The organism is Rhodoplanes sp. Z2-YC6860, from assembly GCF_001579845.1.
Taxonomy (GTDB): domain Bacteria; phylum Pseudomonadota; class Alphaproteobacteria; order Rhizobiales; family Xanthobacteraceae; genus Z2-YC6860.
This window is the reverse complement of record NZ_CP007440.1, coordinates 3,111,435-3,130,680: the sequence shown is the minus strand read 5'-3', so window position 1 is coordinate 3,130,680 and position 19,246 is coordinate 3,111,435. Positions and strand designations below refer to the sequence as shown.

The 19,246-nt window shown below is 63.4% G+C and carries 15 protein-coding genes and 1 pseudogene; 9 read left to right on the top strand and 7 right to left on the bottom strand.

Going from position 1 to position 19,246, the window contains the following annotated elements; genetic code table 11:
- Positions 1-18: 18 nt before the first annotated feature.
- From RHPLAN_RS40370 to RHPLAN_RS40360, 3 genes are all read left to right on the top strand, one after another.
- Positions 19-294, top strand: coding sequence for a hypothetical protein (locus RHPLAN_RS40370; RefSeq protein ID WP_157100265.1), 276 nt, complete (start codon positions 19-21; stop codon positions 292-294).
- A gap of 225 nt (positions 295-519) precedes the next feature.
- On the top strand, positions 520-1,086 hold the full coding sequence (locus RHPLAN_RS40365; protein WP_157100264.1) for a hypothetical protein: 567 nt from the start codon (positions 520-522) through the stop codon (positions 1,084-1,086).
- 1,005 nt (positions 1,087-2,091) lie between these two features.
- Positions 2,092-2,361: a hypothetical protein gene (locus tag RHPLAN_RS40360; RefSeq protein WP_157100263.1), complete on the top strand. Its 270-nt coding sequence runs from the start codon at positions 2,092-2,094 to the stop codon at positions 2,359-2,361.
- Positions 2,362-2,446: 85 nt separating this feature from the next.
- On the opposite strand, the gene RHPLAN_RS14540 is transcribed toward RHPLAN_RS40360, so the two are convergent.
- The 5 genes and pseudogenes from RHPLAN_RS14540 to RHPLAN_RS14520 all read right to left on the bottom strand — a co-directional run bounded on the left by RHPLAN_RS14540 (position 2,447) and on the right by RHPLAN_RS14520 (position 10,262).
- The gene (locus RHPLAN_RS14540) at positions 2,447-6,520 is read right to left on the bottom strand and encodes a beta strand repeat-containing protein (RefSeq protein ID WP_237180142.1); all 4,074 of its coding nucleotides are present in this window, start codon (positions 6,518-6,520) and stop codon (positions 2,447-2,449) included.
- A gap of 264 nt (positions 6,521-6,784) precedes the next feature.
- Positions 6,785-6,928 (bottom strand): annotated as a pseudogene (locus RHPLAN_RS41030) (hypothetical protein); the annotation flags it as partial.
- 285 nt (positions 6,929-7,213) lie between these two features.
- Positions 7,214-7,906, bottom strand: coding sequence for a GntR family transcriptional regulator (locus RHPLAN_RS14530; RefSeq protein WP_068031201.1), 693 nt, complete (start codon positions 7,904-7,906; stop codon positions 7,214-7,216).
- Between the two features lie 20 nt (positions 7,907-7,926).
- Positions 7,927-9,162 (bottom strand): acyl-CoA dehydrogenase family protein, encoded by a 1,236-nt coding sequence (locus RHPLAN_RS14525; RefSeq protein ID WP_068019119.1) that lies wholly within the window; start codon positions 9,160-9,162, stop codon positions 7,927-7,929.
- A complete protein-coding gene (locus RHPLAN_RS14520; protein WP_068019117.1) occupies positions 9,159-10,262 on the bottom strand; it encodes a phosphotransferase family protein in 1,104 nt (367 codons plus the stop codon). The genes RHPLAN_RS14525 and RHPLAN_RS14520 overlap by 4 nt, the downstream gene beginning before the upstream one ends.
- A gap of 233 nt (positions 10,263-10,495) precedes the next feature.
- Between RHPLAN_RS14520 and RHPLAN_RS14515 the strand changes: the two genes are divergently transcribed.
- Genes RHPLAN_RS14515 through RHPLAN_RS14490 form a run of 6 tightly spaced genes read left to right on the top strand, consistent with a single transcriptional unit; the run spans position 10,496 to position 16,478 of the window.
- The gene (locus RHPLAN_RS14515) at positions 10,496-11,467 is read left to right on the top strand and encodes a zinc-binding dehydrogenase (RefSeq protein WP_068019114.1); all 972 of its coding nucleotides are present in this window, start codon (positions 10,496-10,498) and stop codon (positions 11,465-11,467) included.
- Positions 11,468-11,490: 23 nt separating this feature from the next.
- Positions 11,491-12,294, top strand: a complete 804-nt coding sequence (locus RHPLAN_RS14510; RefSeq protein ID WP_068019111.1) for a TauD/TfdA dioxygenase family protein — start codon at positions 11,491-11,493, stop codon at positions 12,292-12,294.
- A 57-nt stretch (positions 12,295-12,351) separates the two neighbouring features.
- On the top strand, positions 12,352-13,329 hold the full coding sequence (locus tag RHPLAN_RS14505; protein ID WP_068019108.1) for a Bug family tripartite tricarboxylate transporter substrate binding protein: 978 nt from the start codon (positions 12,352-12,354) through the stop codon (positions 13,327-13,329).
- Positions 13,330-13,340: 11 nt separating this feature from the next.
- Positions 13,341-15,122: a thiamine pyrophosphate-binding protein gene (locus RHPLAN_RS14500; RefSeq protein WP_237180140.1), complete on the top strand. Its 1,782-nt coding sequence runs from the start codon at positions 13,341-13,343 to the stop codon at positions 15,120-15,122.
- Between the two features lie 3 nt (positions 15,123-15,125).
- Positions 15,126-15,482, top strand: a complete 357-nt coding sequence (locus RHPLAN_RS14495; RefSeq protein WP_068019105.1) for a hydroxyisourate hydrolase — start codon at positions 15,126-15,128, stop codon at positions 15,480-15,482.
- 12 nt (positions 15,483-15,494) lie between these two features.
- Positions 15,495-16,478: a Bug family tripartite tricarboxylate transporter substrate binding protein gene (locus tag RHPLAN_RS14490; protein WP_068019103.1), complete on the top strand. Its 984-nt coding sequence runs from the start codon at positions 15,495-15,497 to the stop codon at positions 16,476-16,478.
- A gap of 203 nt (positions 16,479-16,681) precedes the next feature.
- Here RHPLAN_RS14490 and RHPLAN_RS14485 read toward each other — a convergent pair whose 3' ends face one another.
- On the bottom strand, positions 16,682-18,025 hold the full coding sequence (locus RHPLAN_RS14485; protein WP_198164921.1) for an NtaA/DmoA family FMN-dependent monooxygenase: 1,344 nt from the start codon (positions 18,023-18,025) through the stop codon (positions 16,682-16,684).
- Between the two features lie 167 nt (positions 18,026-18,192).
- Positions 18,193-19,164: a Bug family tripartite tricarboxylate transporter substrate binding protein gene (locus tag RHPLAN_RS14480; protein ID WP_068019097.1), complete on the bottom strand. Its 972-nt coding sequence runs from the start codon at positions 19,162-19,164 to the stop codon at positions 18,193-18,195.
- Positions 19,165-19,246: the final 82 nt, after the last annotated feature.

Below are 19,246 nucleotides of genomic sequence, written 5' to 3'. Positions count from 1 at the left end.
ACATCCAGGCCGCTATCGATGTCGAGCGCCGGCAGGAGATTCTCCGGCGTCGAAGGTGTGGTTGTCGCGTCCGACCAGTCGATCCTGGGGCCACCCGCGACGCTCGTCTTGTTGAGCTTGAAGGTGGCGTTGCTGACGCCGAGCGTGAAACCGTCGATCCCGAGCAGCGCGACATTGTTGAGCCCGATGCTCATCGCGGTGAACGAGGTCGTGTTCTTCGAAACCGAGACCATCGTGAACGACGCGCCATCGATCAGGAAGCCCACGGCTCCGTCCGCGATGATGGTCGAGTAGTCATCGGAAAGCTCACCGCCTGCACCGACGAACAGGTGCGCGCCGGTGATCTTGAACGTGAGGATCTTGGCGTCACTGATCGTGCCATCCGTCGAGCCGAGGCCCTTGATGAGCGGGTTCCCTGTGACCACGTCGGCGAGCGATATCTGGAGGTCCAGCCCGCCTCGCGGGATCACCGCAATCAGGTTGTCGCCGACGGCCAGCGAGGCGCCGCCGACGAGATGAATGTACGTGCTCGGCAGGAAGTCGATCGCCAGATCTGCCGGCGTCGGCAGATTCGCGCCCGGATTGAGCACATCGTCATACTGGCCGTCGCCATCCAGGTCGAAGGCGTGCGTCCAGTCCAACCGCGCCGGCGGCATGCCCGGCGTCAGCGAATTGCTCGACAGGTTCAGGTCCAGCGCATCGACGGTGATCTGCGCCGTCACGCCATCGAGGTCCAGATTGACGTCGCCGGTGATCACGACGTTACCCATCTTCAGTGCCGTCCAGCTGCGGCCATCGCTCGCGGGCGTGGCGCTCTTCAACGTCGCCAGCGCCAGTTTGCCCGAGACGGTGATGTGCGCCAGATCCTCCACGTGCACACCCAACCCGGCGGCGGTCAGGGCAAGCGTGATGAGGACACCGTTGTTGAGCAGTTGCCCGTTGCCGGCTCCGTCCACGTCGGCGACAACGCTGCGCCTCTCCAGCGCAAACTCCGCCGTGCCCGCGATGCGCACATCGCCAATCGTCAGGATCACGTTGTTGATCGTGACGTCGTTGTTGGTGCTCGGGTCGAAGTCCGGGTCGTAAGTGTAGTCGCCCGTGCCGCTGAACGAGCCCGTCAGCCGGAACTCCAGGCTCGAGCCGAAGTCGATCTCCAGGTCCGCCGGCGTCGGCAGAAGCGCGCCCGGATTGAGCACATCGTCGTACTGGCCGTCGTCATCCAGGTCGAATGCGTGCGCCCAGTCCAGCCGCGCAACGCCCGTTGCCGCGCTGTTCATGTCCAGCGACTTCACCGCGATCTCGGCGGTGAGCCCGTCGATGCCCAGGTTGACATCGCCGCTCACCGTCACGTCGCCCATCTTGAACGCCGTGTAGCGTGCCGTCGTCTGGCCGGCTTCCGTCACGCTCACCAGCGCCAGATGCCCCGACACGTTCAGGTGCGCCACGTCCTCGACGTGCACGCCCAGCTCCGACACCGTCAGCGCAACCGTCAGCAGGCTCGCACCGTCCACCACGATGCCGTTCTCGTCCACGCTCACCGTGCGCTTCTCCAGCGCAAACTCCGCCGTGCCCGCGATGCGCACGTCACCAATCGTCAGGATCACGTTGTGGATCGTGACGTCATTGTTGGTGCTCGGGTCGAAGTCCGGGTCGTAGGTGTAGTCGCCGGTGCCGGTCACCGTGCCGGTCAGCGCATATTGCAGGCTCGACGCAAACCCGATCGACAGGTCTGCCGGCGTCGGCAGCAGCGCACCCGGATCCAGCACGTCCGGGTTGCCGTCACCGTCCAGGTCGAAGGCCTTGGCCCAGTCCAGCCGCGCAAAGCCCGCCGCGGCGCTGTTGTAGTCCAGCGAGCTGATCGTCAGCGTCCCGCTCAGGCCGAAGTCAGAAGCGTTGCCGGTCGACGCACTCACCGACACGTCGCCCATCTTCAGCGCCGTGTAGCGCGCCGTCGTCTGCCCCGCCGCCGTCACCCGCGCCAGCGCCAGGTTCCCGGACAGCGTCAGGCTCGCCACACCGCTCACCGTGACGGTCGTGCCGGCCTGCACCGACAGCGCCAGCTCATCCAGCGTCGCACCAATGAGATCGGCCATGCCGTTGCCGTCGGTGTCCACGTCCACCGTGGAACGGCTCAGCGCAAACTCAGCCGACCCGCTGATCGTCACCGGACCGGCCGTCACCACCAGGTTCGTAATGCTGCCGCTCAGCACATATTGCAGGCTCGACGCAAAGCCGATCGACAGATCCGCCGGCGTCGGCAGCAGCGCACCCGGATCCAGCACGTCCGGGTTGCCGTCACCGTCCAGGTCGAAGGCCTTGGCCCAGTCCAGCCGCGCAAAGCCCGCCGCGGCGCTGTTGTAGTCCAGCGAGCTGATCGTCAGCGTCCCGCTCAGGCCGAAGTCAGAAGCGTTGCCGGTCGACGCGCTCACCGACACGTCGCCCATCTTCAGCGCCGTGTAGCGCGCCGACGTCTGACCCGCCGCCGTGACCCGCGCCAGCGCCAGGTTTCCCGGGACAGCGTCAGGCTCGCAACACCGCTCACCGTCACGGTCGTGCCGCTCGCAACCGACAGCGCCAGTTCGTCCAGCGTCGCACCGATCAGATCGGCCGTGCCGTTGCCGTCGGTGTCCACATCCACCGTGGAACGGCTCAGCGCAAACTCAGCCGACCCGCTGATCGTCACCGGACCGGCCGTCACCACCAGGTTCGTAATGCTGCCGCTCAGCACATACTGCAGGCTCGACGCAAAGCCGATCGACAGGTCCGCCGGCGTCGGCAGCAACGCGCCCGGATCCAGCACGTCCGGGTTGCCATCACCGTCGAGGTCGAACGCCTTCGCCCAGTCCAGCCGCTCAAAGCCTGCCGCGGCGCTGTTGTAGTCCAGCGAGCTGATCGTCAGCGTCCCGCTCAGGCCGAAGTCCGAGGCATTGCCGGTCGACGCGCTCACCGTCACGTCGCCCATCTTCAGCGCCGTATAACGCGCCGTCGTCTGCCCCGCCGCCGTCACCCGTGCCAGCGCCAGGTTGCCGGACAGCGTCAGCGTCGCAACGCCGCTCACCGTGACGGTCGTGCCGCTCGCGACCGACAGCGCCAGCTCGTCCAGCGTCGCACCAATCAGATCGGCCGTGCCGTTGCCGTCGGTGTCCACATCCACGGTGGAGCGGCTCAGCGCAAACTCCGCATTACCGCCGATCGTCACCGGACCGGCCGTCACCACCAGGTTCGTAATGCTGCCGCTCAGCACATACTGCAGGCTCGACGCAAAGCCGATCGACAGGTCCGCCGGCGTCGGCAGCAGCGCACCCGGATCCAGCACGTCGGCGTTGCCGTCACCGTCAAGGTCGAAGGCCTTGGCCCAGTCCAGCCGCTCAAAGCCCGCCGCGGCGCTGTTGTAGTCCAGCGAGCTGATCGTCAGCGTCCCGCTCAGGCCGAAGTCCGAAGCGTTGCCGGTCGACGTGCTCACCGACACGTCGCCCATCTTCAGCGCCGTGTAGCGTGCCGTCGTCTGACCCGCCGCCGTCACCCGTGCCAGCGCCAGGTTGCCGGACAGCGTCAGGCTCGCCACACCGCTCACCGTGACGGTCGTGCCGCTCGCGACCGACAGCGCCAGCTCATCCAGCGTCGCACCAATGAGATCGGCCGTGCCGTTGCCGTCGGTGTCCACGTCCACCGTGGAACGGCTCAGCGCAAACTCAGCCGACCCGCTGATCGTCACCGGACCGGCCGTCACCACCAGGTTCGTAATGCTGCCGCTCAACACATATTGCAGGCTCGACGCAAACCCGAGCGACAGGTCCGCCGGTGTCGGCAGCAACGCGCCCGGATCCAGCACGTCGGCGTTGCCGTCACCGTCCAGGTCGAACGCCTTCGCCCAGTCCAGCCGCGCAAAGCCCGACGCAGCGCTGTTGTAGTCCAGCGAGCTGATCGTCAGCGTCCCGCTCAGGCCGAAGTCCGAGGCGTTGCCGGTCGACGCGCTCACCGACACGTCGCCCATCTTCAGCGCCGTGTAACGTGCCGTCGTCTGACCCGCCGCCGTCACGCTCGCCAGCGCGAGCTTGCCCGACAAGGTCAGGCTCGCAACACCATCCACCGTGACGCCCACGCTCGTCGCATCCAACGCGAACGTCTTCAGTGTTGCGCCCAGCAGGTCGGCTGTGCCGTTGCCATCCGTGTCGACGTTTACCGTCTGGAGGCTGGAGGTGAACCCAGCGACATCACCGATGACCGTCACCGGGCCCATCGTGAGCTGAACGGCTACGATCCCGCCGCGAGCGTCGAGATCCCCAGCGACGCCGCCGTTCTCATCAATGATGAACGTGTCCTTTGCGGTCGCCGCGCCGACGACGTTTTCGATACCGCTGAAGGTGATCGCGCTGAACCCTTCCGTGGTCACCGTACCGGAATTGAGGCCGGTGAGATTCCAAACCGTGGCGGAGTCGATGTCGACGATGACCTTGTCATGGAGGTTCGCCGAGCCGATCAGCGTGTCGATATCGTCGTAGATCCCGTTGCCGGTGATTGCTCCGGTCACCTGGAAGTCCGGGGTCCCGTTGTGGTTGTCATCGAATATCCGGAACGTGATTGCGGACGTGTCGGTACTCTCGGCGGCCAAGGTAAAGGTTTGAACCGCGGGTGGCGGGGATGGGGATTCGGTCAGCGTACCGGACACGGGTCCGGTATTGGCGTCGGCAGCCAGGCTCGGGGCGTTCGCGCCAGCCGGAGGCAGCGCGTCGCCGAGGTCGAGCATCACCCGCTGGCCTGTCCCGAGCTCCGGCGCCATCACCGCGAACCCGGCGTCGTGTTCGTATCCGAGCCAATGCCCGATCTCGTGGAGCAGGACAGTCAACAGGTCCATCGAGCCGGCGGCCGCCGTGCCCGGAGCGGCGCCAAGGCGATCGGTGCCGAGGACGAGTGGGAACTCCGAGGCGTCGAGCGGGGTCGGATCGACGAACCAGCCATGGCCGGCCGCATCGATGTCTATGCTGATGACAGAGCCGTCGGTTGCGCCGAGGACGCCATCAGCAAGGTCGGAGATCTGGAAAGTCGGGGTGCCGGCGGGAAGGGTGAGGCCTTTGGCGGCTAAAGCGTCGGACCAGATTGTAAGCGCGACATTAGCGAGGCTCTGAAGATCTGCGGCGGAGAGGGTGGTTGCGGGAGTGGAGGCGAAAGGCGCGGTTGGGTCGGCAAGAAGGTAATCGGCAGCAGGCGGGCCACGAGCGGAAACGGACGTGTCAGGCGGGCCACGCGCCATCTCCACCTGGGAGTCCAGGCTCAATCCAACCTGGTCCCCCGAAAGCGGCACTGACATGACCGAGGCGGCGGCCGTCATTGCATCTGCTGCAACTGACGCGCTTGCGGTCTCTCCCTCACCGATACTGGCCACCCCGGAGACAGAGGTAGATGTCTCATCGAGACCGTTACCCTGCACGGTCGCCGTGCTGGAGGTTCCAGCCGTGGCGGACGAGTCTGCTTCAGACCCGCCGGTCTCGCCCGAGGAACTCGCCTGAGTCCCCTGCCCGAGCTCCTGCTGTCGCCCGTCGAAGATCGGGCTCGATATCGCGACGGCAAGGATCAGTCCCGCAACGGTGTCCGTCGCCCCCGGGCTGACGGCGTTATCCTCAGCCGGCGGGGTAACCGAGACGGAGGGATCAACCTGCTGCGTTGCAGCAGCAGAAGCGTCGGCCGGCATAGCGCTAGGCGCTGCGGTGACGTCCTCGTTCACGACCGGAGCGATAACCGTCTCGTGTTGGGTCGGAGCATCGTCAGAGCTGGCCACTGGCGTCGGGGCCGGTAACGGGTCGGCCACCATTGCCACGGTCAGCGAACTCGCCGCGGATGATGCGACCGGCGCGGCGACCACGTTGGCGCTGGCAGGTGCGGCGGCAGCGCCGCTGGCAGACGCCGACGGCCCGACATCGAGGGCGGCGCCCGGAGGAACAGGACCACCCGATGTGCCCGCATCCACCGACTGGCTGGCAACGTTGGCCGAGGCCGCGAGGCTCGCGAGATCAGGCGCAGCAACACCGTCCAGCGACCAGCCGGCACCCGCGGCGTCATCGTCAACCAGGATGACGTTTCCATCAATGCGGGCCACCTCGCCGGGCTGAAGCTTCGCCATCCGGATTTCGAGACCGGCAATAGAGGCTTGCGAGGCCGCGCCATCGGAACCCGAGGCAAACGCGGCGCGCACTCCGTCCAACACGGACTTGAGCAACGTCTGGACGTGATCAACCTGCACGTCGGCGTTCGTCGAAACACCGCCGTCCTGTTTTGCCGCAGACGTCGTCTGCGTCGTCAAACTCGATTGGCTCGAAGTCTCCGTGCTCGGTTCATTGGAGGAGTCGGTAACAGCGTGCTCGATCGCGATCGAGCCCGGCGGTCCTGTCGCGGTCGGCGGACCCTGGTCTACGACAACTGCGATGAAGTGAATTTGTCCCGCAGGGTTTGTCTGGCTCTGCGCTGCGAAGGCAGCGACGAGATCTGCGACAGCCATCCGCAGGTCGACGTTGTGAGCATGCACCGCACTCGTTGCCGTGCTCGGTGCGGCGGTCGGGTTGGTGTTTGGGTTCGTCCAATCGGAAGGCCATTCGACGCCACGGGCGTCCCCCGCTTGGGAGTCGGAAGCAACGGCACCCTGAGAACTGTGGTCCGCGTGTCCAGCATCGGCGACGACGTCCGTCGTCACCTGCTCGACGACGGCAGCGTGATCATCGAGAAACGTGGCATGCGTGGCGTCGTCGACAAGGCGAGCGAGTTCACTCGCGACGGGATCACCGGAAAGAAGAATGCGGGGCTCGAGGGGCTCGATCTGAAACCTGCTCTGCCGCTGACCTTCGTCAGCCTCCCTGGCCCGATCGCTTCCGCATAGGACACGCAGCCGGCCTTTCAGCCGACTCCAAAGCCCAGCGTCGTGATCGAACTGCGCCATCTACCCCCCGGCCGCGCACCGCAGCCGCCGGAAGAGTTGACCAACGCACCGTAGGGGTCAAGCAGAGGCGCCGGACCCATGCGGAAAAGCCCCGAATTGCCAAAGTCCCCGTCGTGGAAAAACATTGCCCTCGCTGCACTTAAAGCACACTGGTTGCACTTGTTGACCGTCCGGTTCACCGTGCCCTATCACACGGCACGGCATTGCTTTTCGAGCATTCCGCCGGCCTCGGGCATTCTCGGTGGCGGCGTATAAAGCGTGCTCATGGTCTGCTTTGGCCGCCGGCTAACGCACGATCACGAACCGTTCGGAAAACGGTCCGGAAGAGAGACGCTGGTAGGACAACGGCCGATCGCGCAATGTGTAACCGCGCATCTCCATCACAAACCCTGGCTGTCCAGCTTCCAGTCCCAGCACGCGAGCCGCGCTGGCGGTCAATGGCGCAAAGCAGACCCATTGGTCGACCCGGAGCGTCGGCAGCGATAGCTGCTTGTCGAGGAGTGTTCGGACGCTCTTTTCGAACGAGCGGTGAGAGACGCCGTGAAGTCGAACGAACTCTTCTTCTCTCAGCCAGAACTCACTGTAGAGTTCGAGGCGAGAGCCGAAGCCCACCGTACGCTCCACCCTGACGAAAGCATCACCACCAAGAAAATCGGACCAGGCGCCCTTCTGCTTAATCTGCCGGACCGATCTCACATGCACATACGACGTCAGGTCACGGCCTTCGGCATCCTGAAACCGCACATAGCGGAGATCGGCCGGCGCCATCCGGCTGCCGCTGACGAACGTGCCGCGTCCGTGTTGGCGCGAGATGATCCCGGACTGGGAAAGCCGCTCCAGTGCCTTTTGCACGGTGCCGACGCTCACCCCGTGCTGCTCCGCGAGCTTCTCCTCGGAGGGGAGCTGGTCACCCTCGCGCAGCGCTCCCCGTTCGATATCGGAGACGATGCTGTTGGCGATCATCTCGAGCTTGGTCATCGTCTCCTCGCCGCCATGCTTCAACCGGTTGCTTTAACAGAATTGCCGACCGCCGCTAGCTGCTCGCCAAGCTCCAGCCTTGCGATCTGGTCGCGATGCACCTCATCGGGGCCATCGGCAAACCGCAACGTGCGTGCCATGGCATAAGCGTGGGCAAGGCCGAAGTCGTCCGACACGCCACCGGCTCCGTGCGCCTGAATCGCCCAGTCGATGACCTTCAGGGCGACGTTGGGCGCCAGCACCTTGATCATGGCGATCTCCTTGCGGGCCGCCTTGTTTCCCACAGTGTCCATTTTCCACGCCGCGTCGAGCGTCAACAGACGCGCCGAGTCGATCATGATGCGCGCCTCTGCGATCCGCTCGCGCGTCACCCCCTGATCGGCAACGGGGCGGCCGAACGCGACACGGCTCGCTGCTCGTTTGCACATCTTCTCGAGCGCCATCTCGGCCTGGCCGATCAGGCGCATGCAGTGGTGAATGCGGCCGGGGCCCAGGCGCCCCTGTGCGATCTCGAACCCGCGCCCCTCCCCCAGCAGCATGTTCGAGGCAGGAACGCGCACATTTTCCAGTGCGATCTCCATATGCCCGTGCGGGGCGTCGTCGAAGCCGAACACGGGCAAATGACGCAGCACCTTCACGCCGGGCGTATCGGCCGGCACGAGAACCATCGATTGCTGCTGGTGACGCGAGGCGTTGTCGGGGTCCGTCTTGCCCATCACGATAAAGACCTTGCAGCGCGGATCGCCCGCCCCGCTCGACCACCACTTGCGGCCGTTGATGACATAGTCGTTGCCGTCTCTGACGATGCTGGTCTGAATATTGGTCGCGTCCGACGAAGCCACATCGGGCTCGGTCATGAGGAAGGCCGAGCGGATCTTGCCCTCGAGCAGCGGCTCGCACCACGTCTGGATTTGTTGCGGCGTGCCGTAAAGCAACAGTGTTTCCATGTTGCCGGTGTCGGGAGCGGAGCAATTGAACACTTCCGGCGCCCAATGCACCCGTCCCATGATTTCGCAGAGCGGCGCGTACTCGGCGTTGGACAGCGTGCCGCCGTGCGACTTCGGCTGCCACAAATTCCACAGGCCGGCGGCCCGTGCCTTGAGCTTCAATTCCTCGATGATCGGCACCGGCTGCCAGCGCCGCTCGCTCACGCTGTGGGCGTACCACGCCCTCTCATTGGGGTAGATGTGGTCCACCATGAACATCTGCAGTTTGGCCCGCAGCGCCTTAATGTCGTCGCCATATCCGAAGTTCATGCCCGCCTCCGTGTCATGCGCTCCACGTATTCCCAGCCGAGCTCGGCCATGGGTTTCGCGCGCCGACCTGCGTCGAGCGCCTGCCTGGAGGCCGCGGTGCCATCGACCACGCGCTTCATGATCCCCTGCAGGATCGCTGCGATCCGAAACAGGTTGTAGGCGATGTAGAAATCCCAGTGCGCTGGATCGATTCCGTCCCTGCCGGTCAACTGGCAGTAACGCGCCACATGGTCTTGTTCAGTCGGCAATCCGAGCGCCTCGAGATCGAGGTCTGCAATGCCGCGGAAGTGGACGGGCGGCACATGCCAGCTCAGACAATGGTAGGCAAAATCCGCGAGCGGATCTCCGAGCGTGGACAGCTCCCAGTCGAGCACTGCGAGTATTTTCGGCTCGGTCGGATGGAAGATCATGTTGTCGAGACGAAAGTCGCCATGAACAATGCTGTCGGCGCCCTGCGGCGGGACGTTCCGCGGCAGCCAGTCGACGAGATGGTCCATCGCCGGGATGCGCTCGGTCTCCGACGCACGGTATTGCTTCGACCACCGCGCGATCTGGCGCTCGCAGTAGTTGCTGGGTTTGCCGAATGTCTCGAGGCCAGCCGCGCGGTAGTCCGTCTTGTGAAGAGCGGCGATGATTCGGCACATCTCATGCCAGATGGCGGCTCGCCGATCCTTGCCGAGTTCTGGCAAAGACTGCTCCCAGAACACGCGACCTTCCACATAGTCGCTGACGAAGAATGAGCTGCCAATCACGCTCTCGTCTTCACAGAGCAGGCGCGGGCGCGCGACCGGAAAGCCCGTCGCGTAAAGAGCGCGCGTCACCGCAAACTCGCGATCGACCGCATGCGCTGAAGGCAGGAGCAAGCCCAGCGGCTTACGGCGCAGCACGAAACGGTGGCCATCAGACGTCGTGAGACGGTAAGTCGGATTGGACTGTCCGCCTTCCATTTGCTCGATCTGCAGCGGACCGCGAAGTTCCTCGATGTGAGCGGCCAGATATCGTTCGAGAACTCCGGAACCGAACTGCCGCCCCGGCTCAACGGGCTCTGTGCTTCTCGATGCCCCGTTGTTCGTTGCACTCCGAGAATGACCGTCATTCATGCGTCTGACCTCCAAGCACGGTCCCGGCAAACACGAAATCGTCTCCACGCAACGTGATCTATGTAGGAGTATGAATTATATTACAAAACACAGCACAAAATTGCATTTTTTTCCAATAACTCCTATATAGGACTATTGACGACGACACCAGCCCACGCGTATGCTGCCAACCATAAAAAGACCTCGGCGCCACGCATGTGGCGACAAACGAAGTCGCGGACGGCAGGAAACGCATGCGTGCAGCGCTCATCATTCCCGGAGACAACGGCGGTCACGTCGAGGTTCGGAGCGTGCCCGATCTGGAGCCGTCGGCCGGTCAGGTGCTCGTCAGAGTCCGAGCTTCCGGCCTCAACCGCGGCGAGATCGGCCAGGCCAAGGCTTCGCGAACGGGCAGCCCATCGCCGATCGGCGTCGAGTTTGCCGGCGAGGTTGCGGCTGTCGGCGAAGGCGTCACCGCTTGGCAGAAGGGCGACCGCGTCATGGGACATGGTCGCGGCGGGCAGGCACAGTATGCGTTGGCCGACGCGCGCGCCTTGATGCGCGTGCCCCCTTCTCTCTCTTGGATCGAGGCGGCCTCGTTCCCCAACGTCTTCATCACGGCGCACGATGCCGTCGCGACAAACGGTCAGTTGCGCGCCGGAGAGGCGATTCTCGTCAATGCTGCGTCGAGCGGCATCGGGCTTGCGGCCATCCAGATCGCCTCGCTGCTCGGCGCCAAGCCGATCATCGCCACGACCCGGTCAGCTTCCAAGATCGAGAAGCTTTCGCCGTATGGCGCCAATCTCGCGATTGACACCACCCGCCAGTCACAAGTCGACGCCGTCATGGACGCGACGTCCCACAAAGGGGTGGACGTCATCATCGACTGCGTCGGCGGAACGGTCTTCGAGGCCAATCTTGCGAGCCTCGCCGTCAAGGGACGATTGGTCAATATCGGCCGGCTTGGGTCCAGCACGGCGCAGTTCGACATCACGCAGTTGTGGCTGAAACGCCTCAAGCTGATCGGCGTCACATTCCGCACCCGCAGCGAGGAAGAACGTCTCGCCTGCATCGAAGCCTGCGCGCGCGACCTGTTGGAGCCGCTGGCAGCAGGCAAGCTGCGCTGGCCGATCGAACGGACGTGGCCGCTGGAACAGCTCGCCGAGGCGCACGCCGAGATGGAGCGTGATCAGCACTTCGGAAAGATCGTCATCACCGTCGACTGAAACCCGTCGCAGAGGAGGAAGTCATGAGCCTGAATGTCACACCGTTGACCGGAACGATCGGCGCGGCCGTGGAAGGCGTCGACCTCAACAAGCCTGTCAACACGGGAATCTTCGAACAGCTCCACAAGGCTTTCCTGGACCATTGCGTGCTCGTCTTCCGCGATCAGGGGATCGGCCCGCAAGCACAGACAGCCTTCGGCAAGTTGTGGGGGGAGCCGGCCCAGCAGGGCAACCCTCTGCTGAAGGATCTGTTCGTCACGCCCGAGATCATCAAGATCACGAAGATCCCGAAGGAGACGGCCTCAACCGAGGCGTGGCACTACGATTCCTGCTATACGCCGGTGCCCCCCAAGATCTCGATCCTGGCAGCCGTGACAGTCCCGCGCGGCGGCGACACCATGTGGTGCAACCAGTATGAAGCCTATGATCGCCTCTCGCCGACCATGCAGCGCATGATCCAGGGCCTGCGTGTCAAGTTTGTCGGGTTGCGCCTGGCTCGCATGACGGGCAACGACGACAAGGAGCTGCCGACCGCCACCCATCCTCTCGTCAGGACCCATCCCGAGACAGGCCGCAAGGCGCTCTACGTCGGTCACCCTGAAACCGCGCAGCAGATCGAGGGCATGACGAGGGAAGAGAGCCGGCCGTTGCTTGATTTCCTCTACGCACACTCCACGCAGCCCGACAATCTCTATCGCCATATGTGGCGCGTGGGCGACGTTGTGATGTGGGACAACCGCTGCACGATGCACTACGCGGTTCACGACTATGGCAACGCCGATCGCGTGCTCAACCGAATCACGATGAAGGGCGAGATTCCAGCCTGACAAATTCGTGGTCACACGCCACGAGTTGAATTGCGCGCGCATCGAAAGGAAACAAAAATGATGAGAGCCGTGGCGCTCGTTGCGGCCATGCTCGCGGTCGCTGGCACCGCGCCAGCATGCGCACAGCCCGAGCCGGATCAATATCCATCTCGTCCCGTCAAGCTCGTCGTGCCGTTTCCCGCGGGCGTGCTGACGGACTTCGTGGCGCGCACATTCGCCGACAAGCTTTCGACGCAGCTCGGCAAGCCGGTCCTCATCGAGAACAAGCCCGGCGCGGGTGGAGCGCTCGGTGTCAAGTCCGTGGCGACCGCCGATCCGGACGGCTACACGCTGCTCTTTACCAACTCGCAATATGCAATCGCGCCAGCCGTCTACAAGTCGCTCGGCTACGACCCGCTCGCCGACCTTGCCGGAATTGCCATGGTTGCAGAGTCGCCGTCTGCGGTGATCGTGTCGCCAAAGATGGGCGTCAAGACACTGAAGGAGTTCATCCACGCCGCCAGGTCACAGCCGGAAGCTTTTGTCTACGCGTCGGCCGGCACCGGCAGTCAAACGCATCTCGCTGCCGCGTACTTCTCCAGCCAGGCCGACATCAATCTGGTGCATTTGCCCTATCGCAACACCGGCTCGATCATCGCGGACATGATCGCGGGGCGCACCCACGCGACATTCGCCCCGCCGGGATTCCTGCTGGGTCAAATCCAGTCCGGGGATCTGTTGGCACTGGCGGTCACATCGCGCCAAGGCATGACCGAGCCGATCAAGGCGCCGAGCGTGAGCGAGGCTGCGATCCCCGGCTACGAATACAGCACCTGGTTCGGCTTCTTCGCGCCGTCGCGCACCTCGGCGGCCATTCTCAACAGGCTCGCGGCCGCCCTTCACGCGGCAACCGAGGAGGCCGATCTCAAGGAAAAATTCCTGAAGTCCGCTGTGATCATGCGCTTCATGCAACTCAAGGACTTCGACGCGTTCGTCAAAGCCGACATCGAGAAGCAGGCGCAGATCGTCAAGACAGCCGGAATCGCACCCCAGTGAGGAGCACGACCATGACTGCGATGAGTGCCATGACTGCCGTGACTGCCACGACCGCCAAGAGAAGAATTCGCGGCGGCCATCTGCTCGCCCGAGCGTTCAAGGAAAAGGGCATCGAGCACGTCTTCACGTTGGCCGGCGGCTTTTGCAATCCGGCGCTCGAGGGCTTCATGGAATGCCAGATGCGCGTTGTGAACTGCCCGCACGAGCAGGTCGCCGGCCATCTCGCCGACGCTCATGCGCGTCTCACGCGCAAGCCGACCGTGTGCATGGTCGGGCCGGAAGGCTTCGCCAACGCGGTGGCGGCCATGATGGAGGCCTGGGGCGAGCGTTCGCCGGTGATCTTCGTCACCGGCTCCAGCACGCTGAAGCGGCGCGGCTCGGGCGGTTACAAGGAGGTCGACGACGTGTCGATCGCGGCGCCGCTCACCAAGGCCAGCATCGGCATCACCGACGGGACGCGCATCCCCGAGATCGTCGATCGTGCCTACAAGATCGCGACCAGCGGCTATCCGGGTCCCGTCCACATCAGCCTGCCGGTCGACATCATGTTCTCCTCGTTCGACGAGGATGCGGGACAGGACGAGCGTCCGTTCATCCGCACGCCAGGGCCGGTTCCTCGCGCCTGGCCGGATCCCGAGGCGCTCGCGCCGATTCTCGATTTGATCGCCAAGGCACAACGGCCGATCCTGATCGGGGGACACGGTGTGTGGTGGTCCGGCAGCGACCTGAAGCTCGAGGCTGCAGGCCGCACGCTGGGCATTCCGATCTTCAACATCCCGTATCATCAGAAGCTGCTCGGCGAAGAGCGCGAAGCCTACATGGGGCTCGCCGATATCCATCAATATCCGCCATCAAAGCGAGCGTTGGAGGAATGCGACGTCGCAATCATGGTCGGTGGCCGGCTGGACAATCAGTTGAACTTCGGTAATCCGCCGTTCTTTCCCCGATCCACCCGCCTCATCTGCGTCAACGGTTCCCATGAAGAGCTCGACCTCAACCGGCCTGCCGACCACCTTCTGCTGAGCGACCCTGGTGCGTTTTTGGACGCCCTCATGGACCTCAAGGCCAAGGGCCAATGGCGGCTGGGGCGCAAATGGTTTGACGCCAATCGGGCCTGGCGCGGCGAGTGGGCGGAGAAGACGCTTGCCGATCTCACGCGCGAAACCGAGGCGGCGGTCAAGACCGGCGAACATATTCATCCCATGCAGCTCTCGCTCGATGTCCAGTCGATGATGGGTGAGAACGACTACCTCGTGTTCGATGGCGGCGACACGCACTTCTGGTCGGAGATCGCGGTCAACATTGCCGGATGGAAAGGGCAGAAGCTCGCCGGCATCATGCATCCGGCGGCCTTCAGCCTGCTCGGCGTCGGCGTTCCGCTCGCGCTCGCCGCCAAGAAACAGAATCCCAAATCGAAAGTGGTTCTCATCAGCGGCGACGGCGCTTTCCTTTGTGGCGGGCTTTCGATCGAGGCTGCGTTCCAGGAGAAACTGCCGATCGTGGTGGTGATCGACAACAACGGCGGGCTCGACAGCATCGGCCAGCAGCAAGAGCGTCTGTTCGCCAACGGCAAGCGCTTCGCCACCGATCTTCGTGACATTCCGTTCCACACGCTGTTCGAGGGATTGGGCGGTCACGGCGAGCTGGTCGAACGGCGCGAGCAGCTCGCGGGCGCGCTGCAGCGCGCGTTCGCCAGCGGCAAGACGGCGTGCGTCAACGTCAGGGCCAAGGGCGCCATCAGCCCGGTCGTAGCCGCGGTATCGAACAGGCGTGAAAAAGCATCCATCGAGTAGACCATGGCGACCATCACCACCCACCTTCTCAACTCGGTGCTCGGCACCCATGCCGGCGGCGTGGGGATTGCGCTGCTGCGCATCGGGCCGTCCGGAGTTCGAACTGTCGTGTTCGAGCGAGCAACCGACGCCGGTGGGCGTCTCGCCGAGACCGTGGAGATCGCGAACGAAGATGCCGAAGCGCAATATGAGCTGGTCTTCCAGACCGGCCAATATTTCGCGAGCCAGTCACTCCCTCAGCCGGCCCGGCAGATTGTGAAAGAGGTCGTGATCCGGTTTTCGATGCCGGATCCGAGCGCTAGCTATCACATCCCCTTGATGATTGCCCCCAACAGCCATTCGGTCTGGTGGTCGAGCTGACGATCTCGCACAATGACGATGCAAACCACACGCGTCTTGAGTCTCTCGATCGCCTTGATGCTAGGCTGCTTCGCCGGCGCTGCTCGGGCGCAGACTTATCCGCTGCGCACCGTTACCATCGTTTCCAACGTCCCGCCGGCGGGCGGAGTCGACATCGTCGCCCGTCTCGTCGCCGCTGAATTGTCCTCGCGATGGGTCAAGCCGGTCATCGTCGACAGCAAGCCCGGGGCGACCGGGACCATCGGCACCGCGTTTGTCGCTCACGCTCCTTCGGATGGTCACACCATCCTGATCACGGCCGGCCCGTCGATCACGTTCATTCCGTTCCTGTCCAAGGTCAATTACGACCCCGTTCGAGATCTCGTTCCGATCGCAAAGGTTGCGGTGGCGCCGACCGTCATCAGCGTGCCGGCTGCATCGCCTTTTCGTACGTTGAAGGATCTGGTGCAGGCCGGTCGCGATCCGGCAAACAAAGTTCTGGTCGGCGTGCCGGGCATCGGCTCCGCGCCGCAGGTCGAACTTGCCATCCTGAACGGCCTTTCCGGCTCGAACATCGCCACGGCTCCCTATCGAGGAGCCACCTTCATCCTCAGCGACATGCTCGGCAATCAGATCCCTGCCGGAGCTGCGGCCGTCCCGGCGTTCGTTACGCAAATCCAGGAAGGCAAGGTGCGCGGGCTCGCCGTGGTCTCCGCAGAACGATCGTCGATTCTCCGGGACATCCCAACCGTTCGGGAGGCGACTGGCCTCGATATGGATGGGTTTCCGACTTGGTACGGCTTCTTCGCCCCGGCGGGCACTCCTCCGGAGATCGTGGCCCGTCTGGAAACCGAGATCCTTTCCATCATGAGAGAGCCGCCGATGGTGGATAAGATGCACACGCTCGGAAACGACATGCTTTTCAAAGGATCAAAAGCCTTTGGCGAGGACAACGCCATCGAGATCGCCATGTTCAAACGAGCGGTCGAAAAAGGCGACATCGCGCTTCAACGTTGAATTTTGAGCAATCGGGAACGCCACGGGCCCCTCTGTCACGACGCCGGGCGATTTGCTCAGCGTCGTCGATCTTCTGGTTCCGGAGCTGCAGCGCCGTGGCCGCTTCCACCGTGCATACGAAGGCACGACGCAATGGAAAACTTAGCGGCCTAGCCGCAGGGAATCAGCCCCAGGCTTTCGGCCAACATCCGACACGAAGGGCGTCAATCTTCGTAGAGATTTTCCCGGAGCGTCTTTCCCTGATATTCCTTGCGGAAACGGCCACGCCGCTGCAGCTCCGGAACCAGAAGATCGACGACATTCAACAGATCGCGCGGCACGGCCTGCGGATGCACCACCATGAAGCCGCCGCGGCTGCCGCCAGCTTCAAACTCATCTTCCAACATATCGGCGAGCTTTGGCGCCGTATCGGCGAAAGTCCGGTCGTAGTTGGTCGCGGTACGCAAGCCATACTCGAAAAAATCCTCGCGCGTGACCTCCGGATCGCCGCCAAGCGCGTTGGCCAGCTTGTAAACGAAACCAACCGGTGAGGCGTTGGCCGCGGCAATCTCTTTATTGAGGTCGGTCAGCTTGAAGCGCGCCGGCAATTTGGAGAAGTCATAGCCCGAATTGTGCGAAAGATAAGGTCCAACGGCCTCCTTTGGAATCATCTTCAACAGCTGCTCGCGGCGCGCTTCGGCCTCGTGTTTGGTTTCGGCCACGATCAAGCCGCAGCCCCAGAGCACACCGATCTTGGAGGCATCGCGGCCGATGGCCGCCAACTCCTGATCCAGCAGCGCGCGGTGCTTGGCTTTCTCGGCCTTTGGCGGCCAACGCGCGAAGATCGCATCGGAGATATAAGCCGACGCCTTGATGCCTCGTGGCGAACTGCCAGCCTGAATCAGGACAGGATGGCGCTGCGGTGACGGCATACAATTGAGCGGTCCGCGCACCTTGAAGAATTTCCCGACGTGGTCGATCGCGTGCACCTTGCTCGGATCGTCCACCACCACTCCGCTTTCGCGATCCCAGACGAAGGCGTCCGGCGCCACGCTGTCCCACAGCATGCGGCAGACCTTGATGAATTCTTCCATACGCTCGTACCGCAGACCGTGTTCCATCAACTCGTCGAACCCGTAGTTGGCCGCGTCGGCGCCGCGACTCGAGGCGATGACGTTGAAGGCGATACGGCCGTTGGTGACGTGGTCGAGTGAGTTGAACAACCGGGCGACATAGAACGGATGCATGAAAGTCGAGGCGTAAGTCAGCCCAAACCCAACGTGCTTGGTCACCCGCGACATCGCGGTAATCACCGGACTCATGTCATGGCGTGGCCAGCCGATGCCCCAACGGACAGCTTCGTCGCGCGACCCGGCCCACGTGTGCGGAATACCTGTGCCGTCACCAAAAAATAGCATGTCGATGCAGCCGCGCTCAGAAATCCGCGCGATCTCTTCGTAAACGTCGAGATTGGGGTAAGTGCTGCCCGTCCATGACCCTGGCATCCGCCAGCGGCCGTCAAGATGGGTGTACGAGATATCGAAGGCCAGATGGATCTTCTTAGGCACGGGCATTCCTCCCACAGCAAGTGTCACGCCGGTTTTGTCGCCCCGGCTTCAAAAGACAAGATTTCAGAATCAGCTGCTCTGCGACGTTCGTCGACTTGAGACAGATTGTTTACGAACTGCGCAAGCGATGTTCGAAGGCATCGCATGGAGAGCTTGAAGCACGACCATCATTCGATCCGAATGCCTGCCTCCCTTACCACAGAGCCCCATTTGACCCTTTCGGACTGGGCAAAGCGAGCGAACTCTCCTGGTGACATCGGCATCGGCTCGCCGCCCACCTTCTGCAAGGCAGCAACCAAGTCGGGCTGCAGGAAGATTCGCTTCACTTCCGCAGCCAGCGTCTCCACGATCGGGCGCGGTGTTCGGGCGGGCGCGAACAAGCCTTGCCATCCGACAGCCTCGAAACCGCTGACAGTCTCTCCAATTGTGGGCAGGTCCGGTGCTGCCGCCACACGCGCAGGTGTGGTCACAGCAAGCGGACGAATTTGACCGGCCGAAGCGAACGGCCAGATCGTGGTCATGCTGTCAATCGCGAGGTCGATCGTCCCATTGATCAACGCCGTCGCTTCCTCTGACGTTCCGCGATACGGGATATGAGTCATCGTGACGCCGAGGGCCTTCATGAACATCACGGTGGAGAGATGCCCCGAGGTCCCATTGCCCCCCGACCCATAGTTCAATTTGCCATCGTTGGCTTTCAGATAAGCCACCAATTCGGACACGGTCTTGACCGGGACCTTGTTGTTGACCACGAGCAGATTTGGCAGCCGGACTAGTGGTGAAATCGGCTCAAAATCTGTTTCGACGTCAAACGGCAGCTTGGCATAAAGGGCTGGGTTGATCGCATGCGTACTGACAGTACCGAGCCCGAGTGTATACCCGTCCGGCGCCGCCTTCGCGACGAAGCCCGACCCGATGCTCCCACCCGCTCCACCTTTGTTGTCGATCACCACCGACACGCCATACTTGGCCTGAAAGTACTGGGCAAACATGCGCGCCACGAGATCGGCTGATCCGCCCGCGCTGAATGGGACGACCAGAGAAATCGGCCTTTGTGGCCAGTCGTCTTGCGCACGAGAGAGCGTTGGCGCAAGGCATACCCCAATTGCACTGGCCAACAAATCGCGACGTCGCAGCATGGCTTTTCTCCGTCTTGCCAGATGCGACTGGCAATCAAGATTTGTGCCAGTCCGCAGTCACGTCGGCGGGGTTTCACGGCCG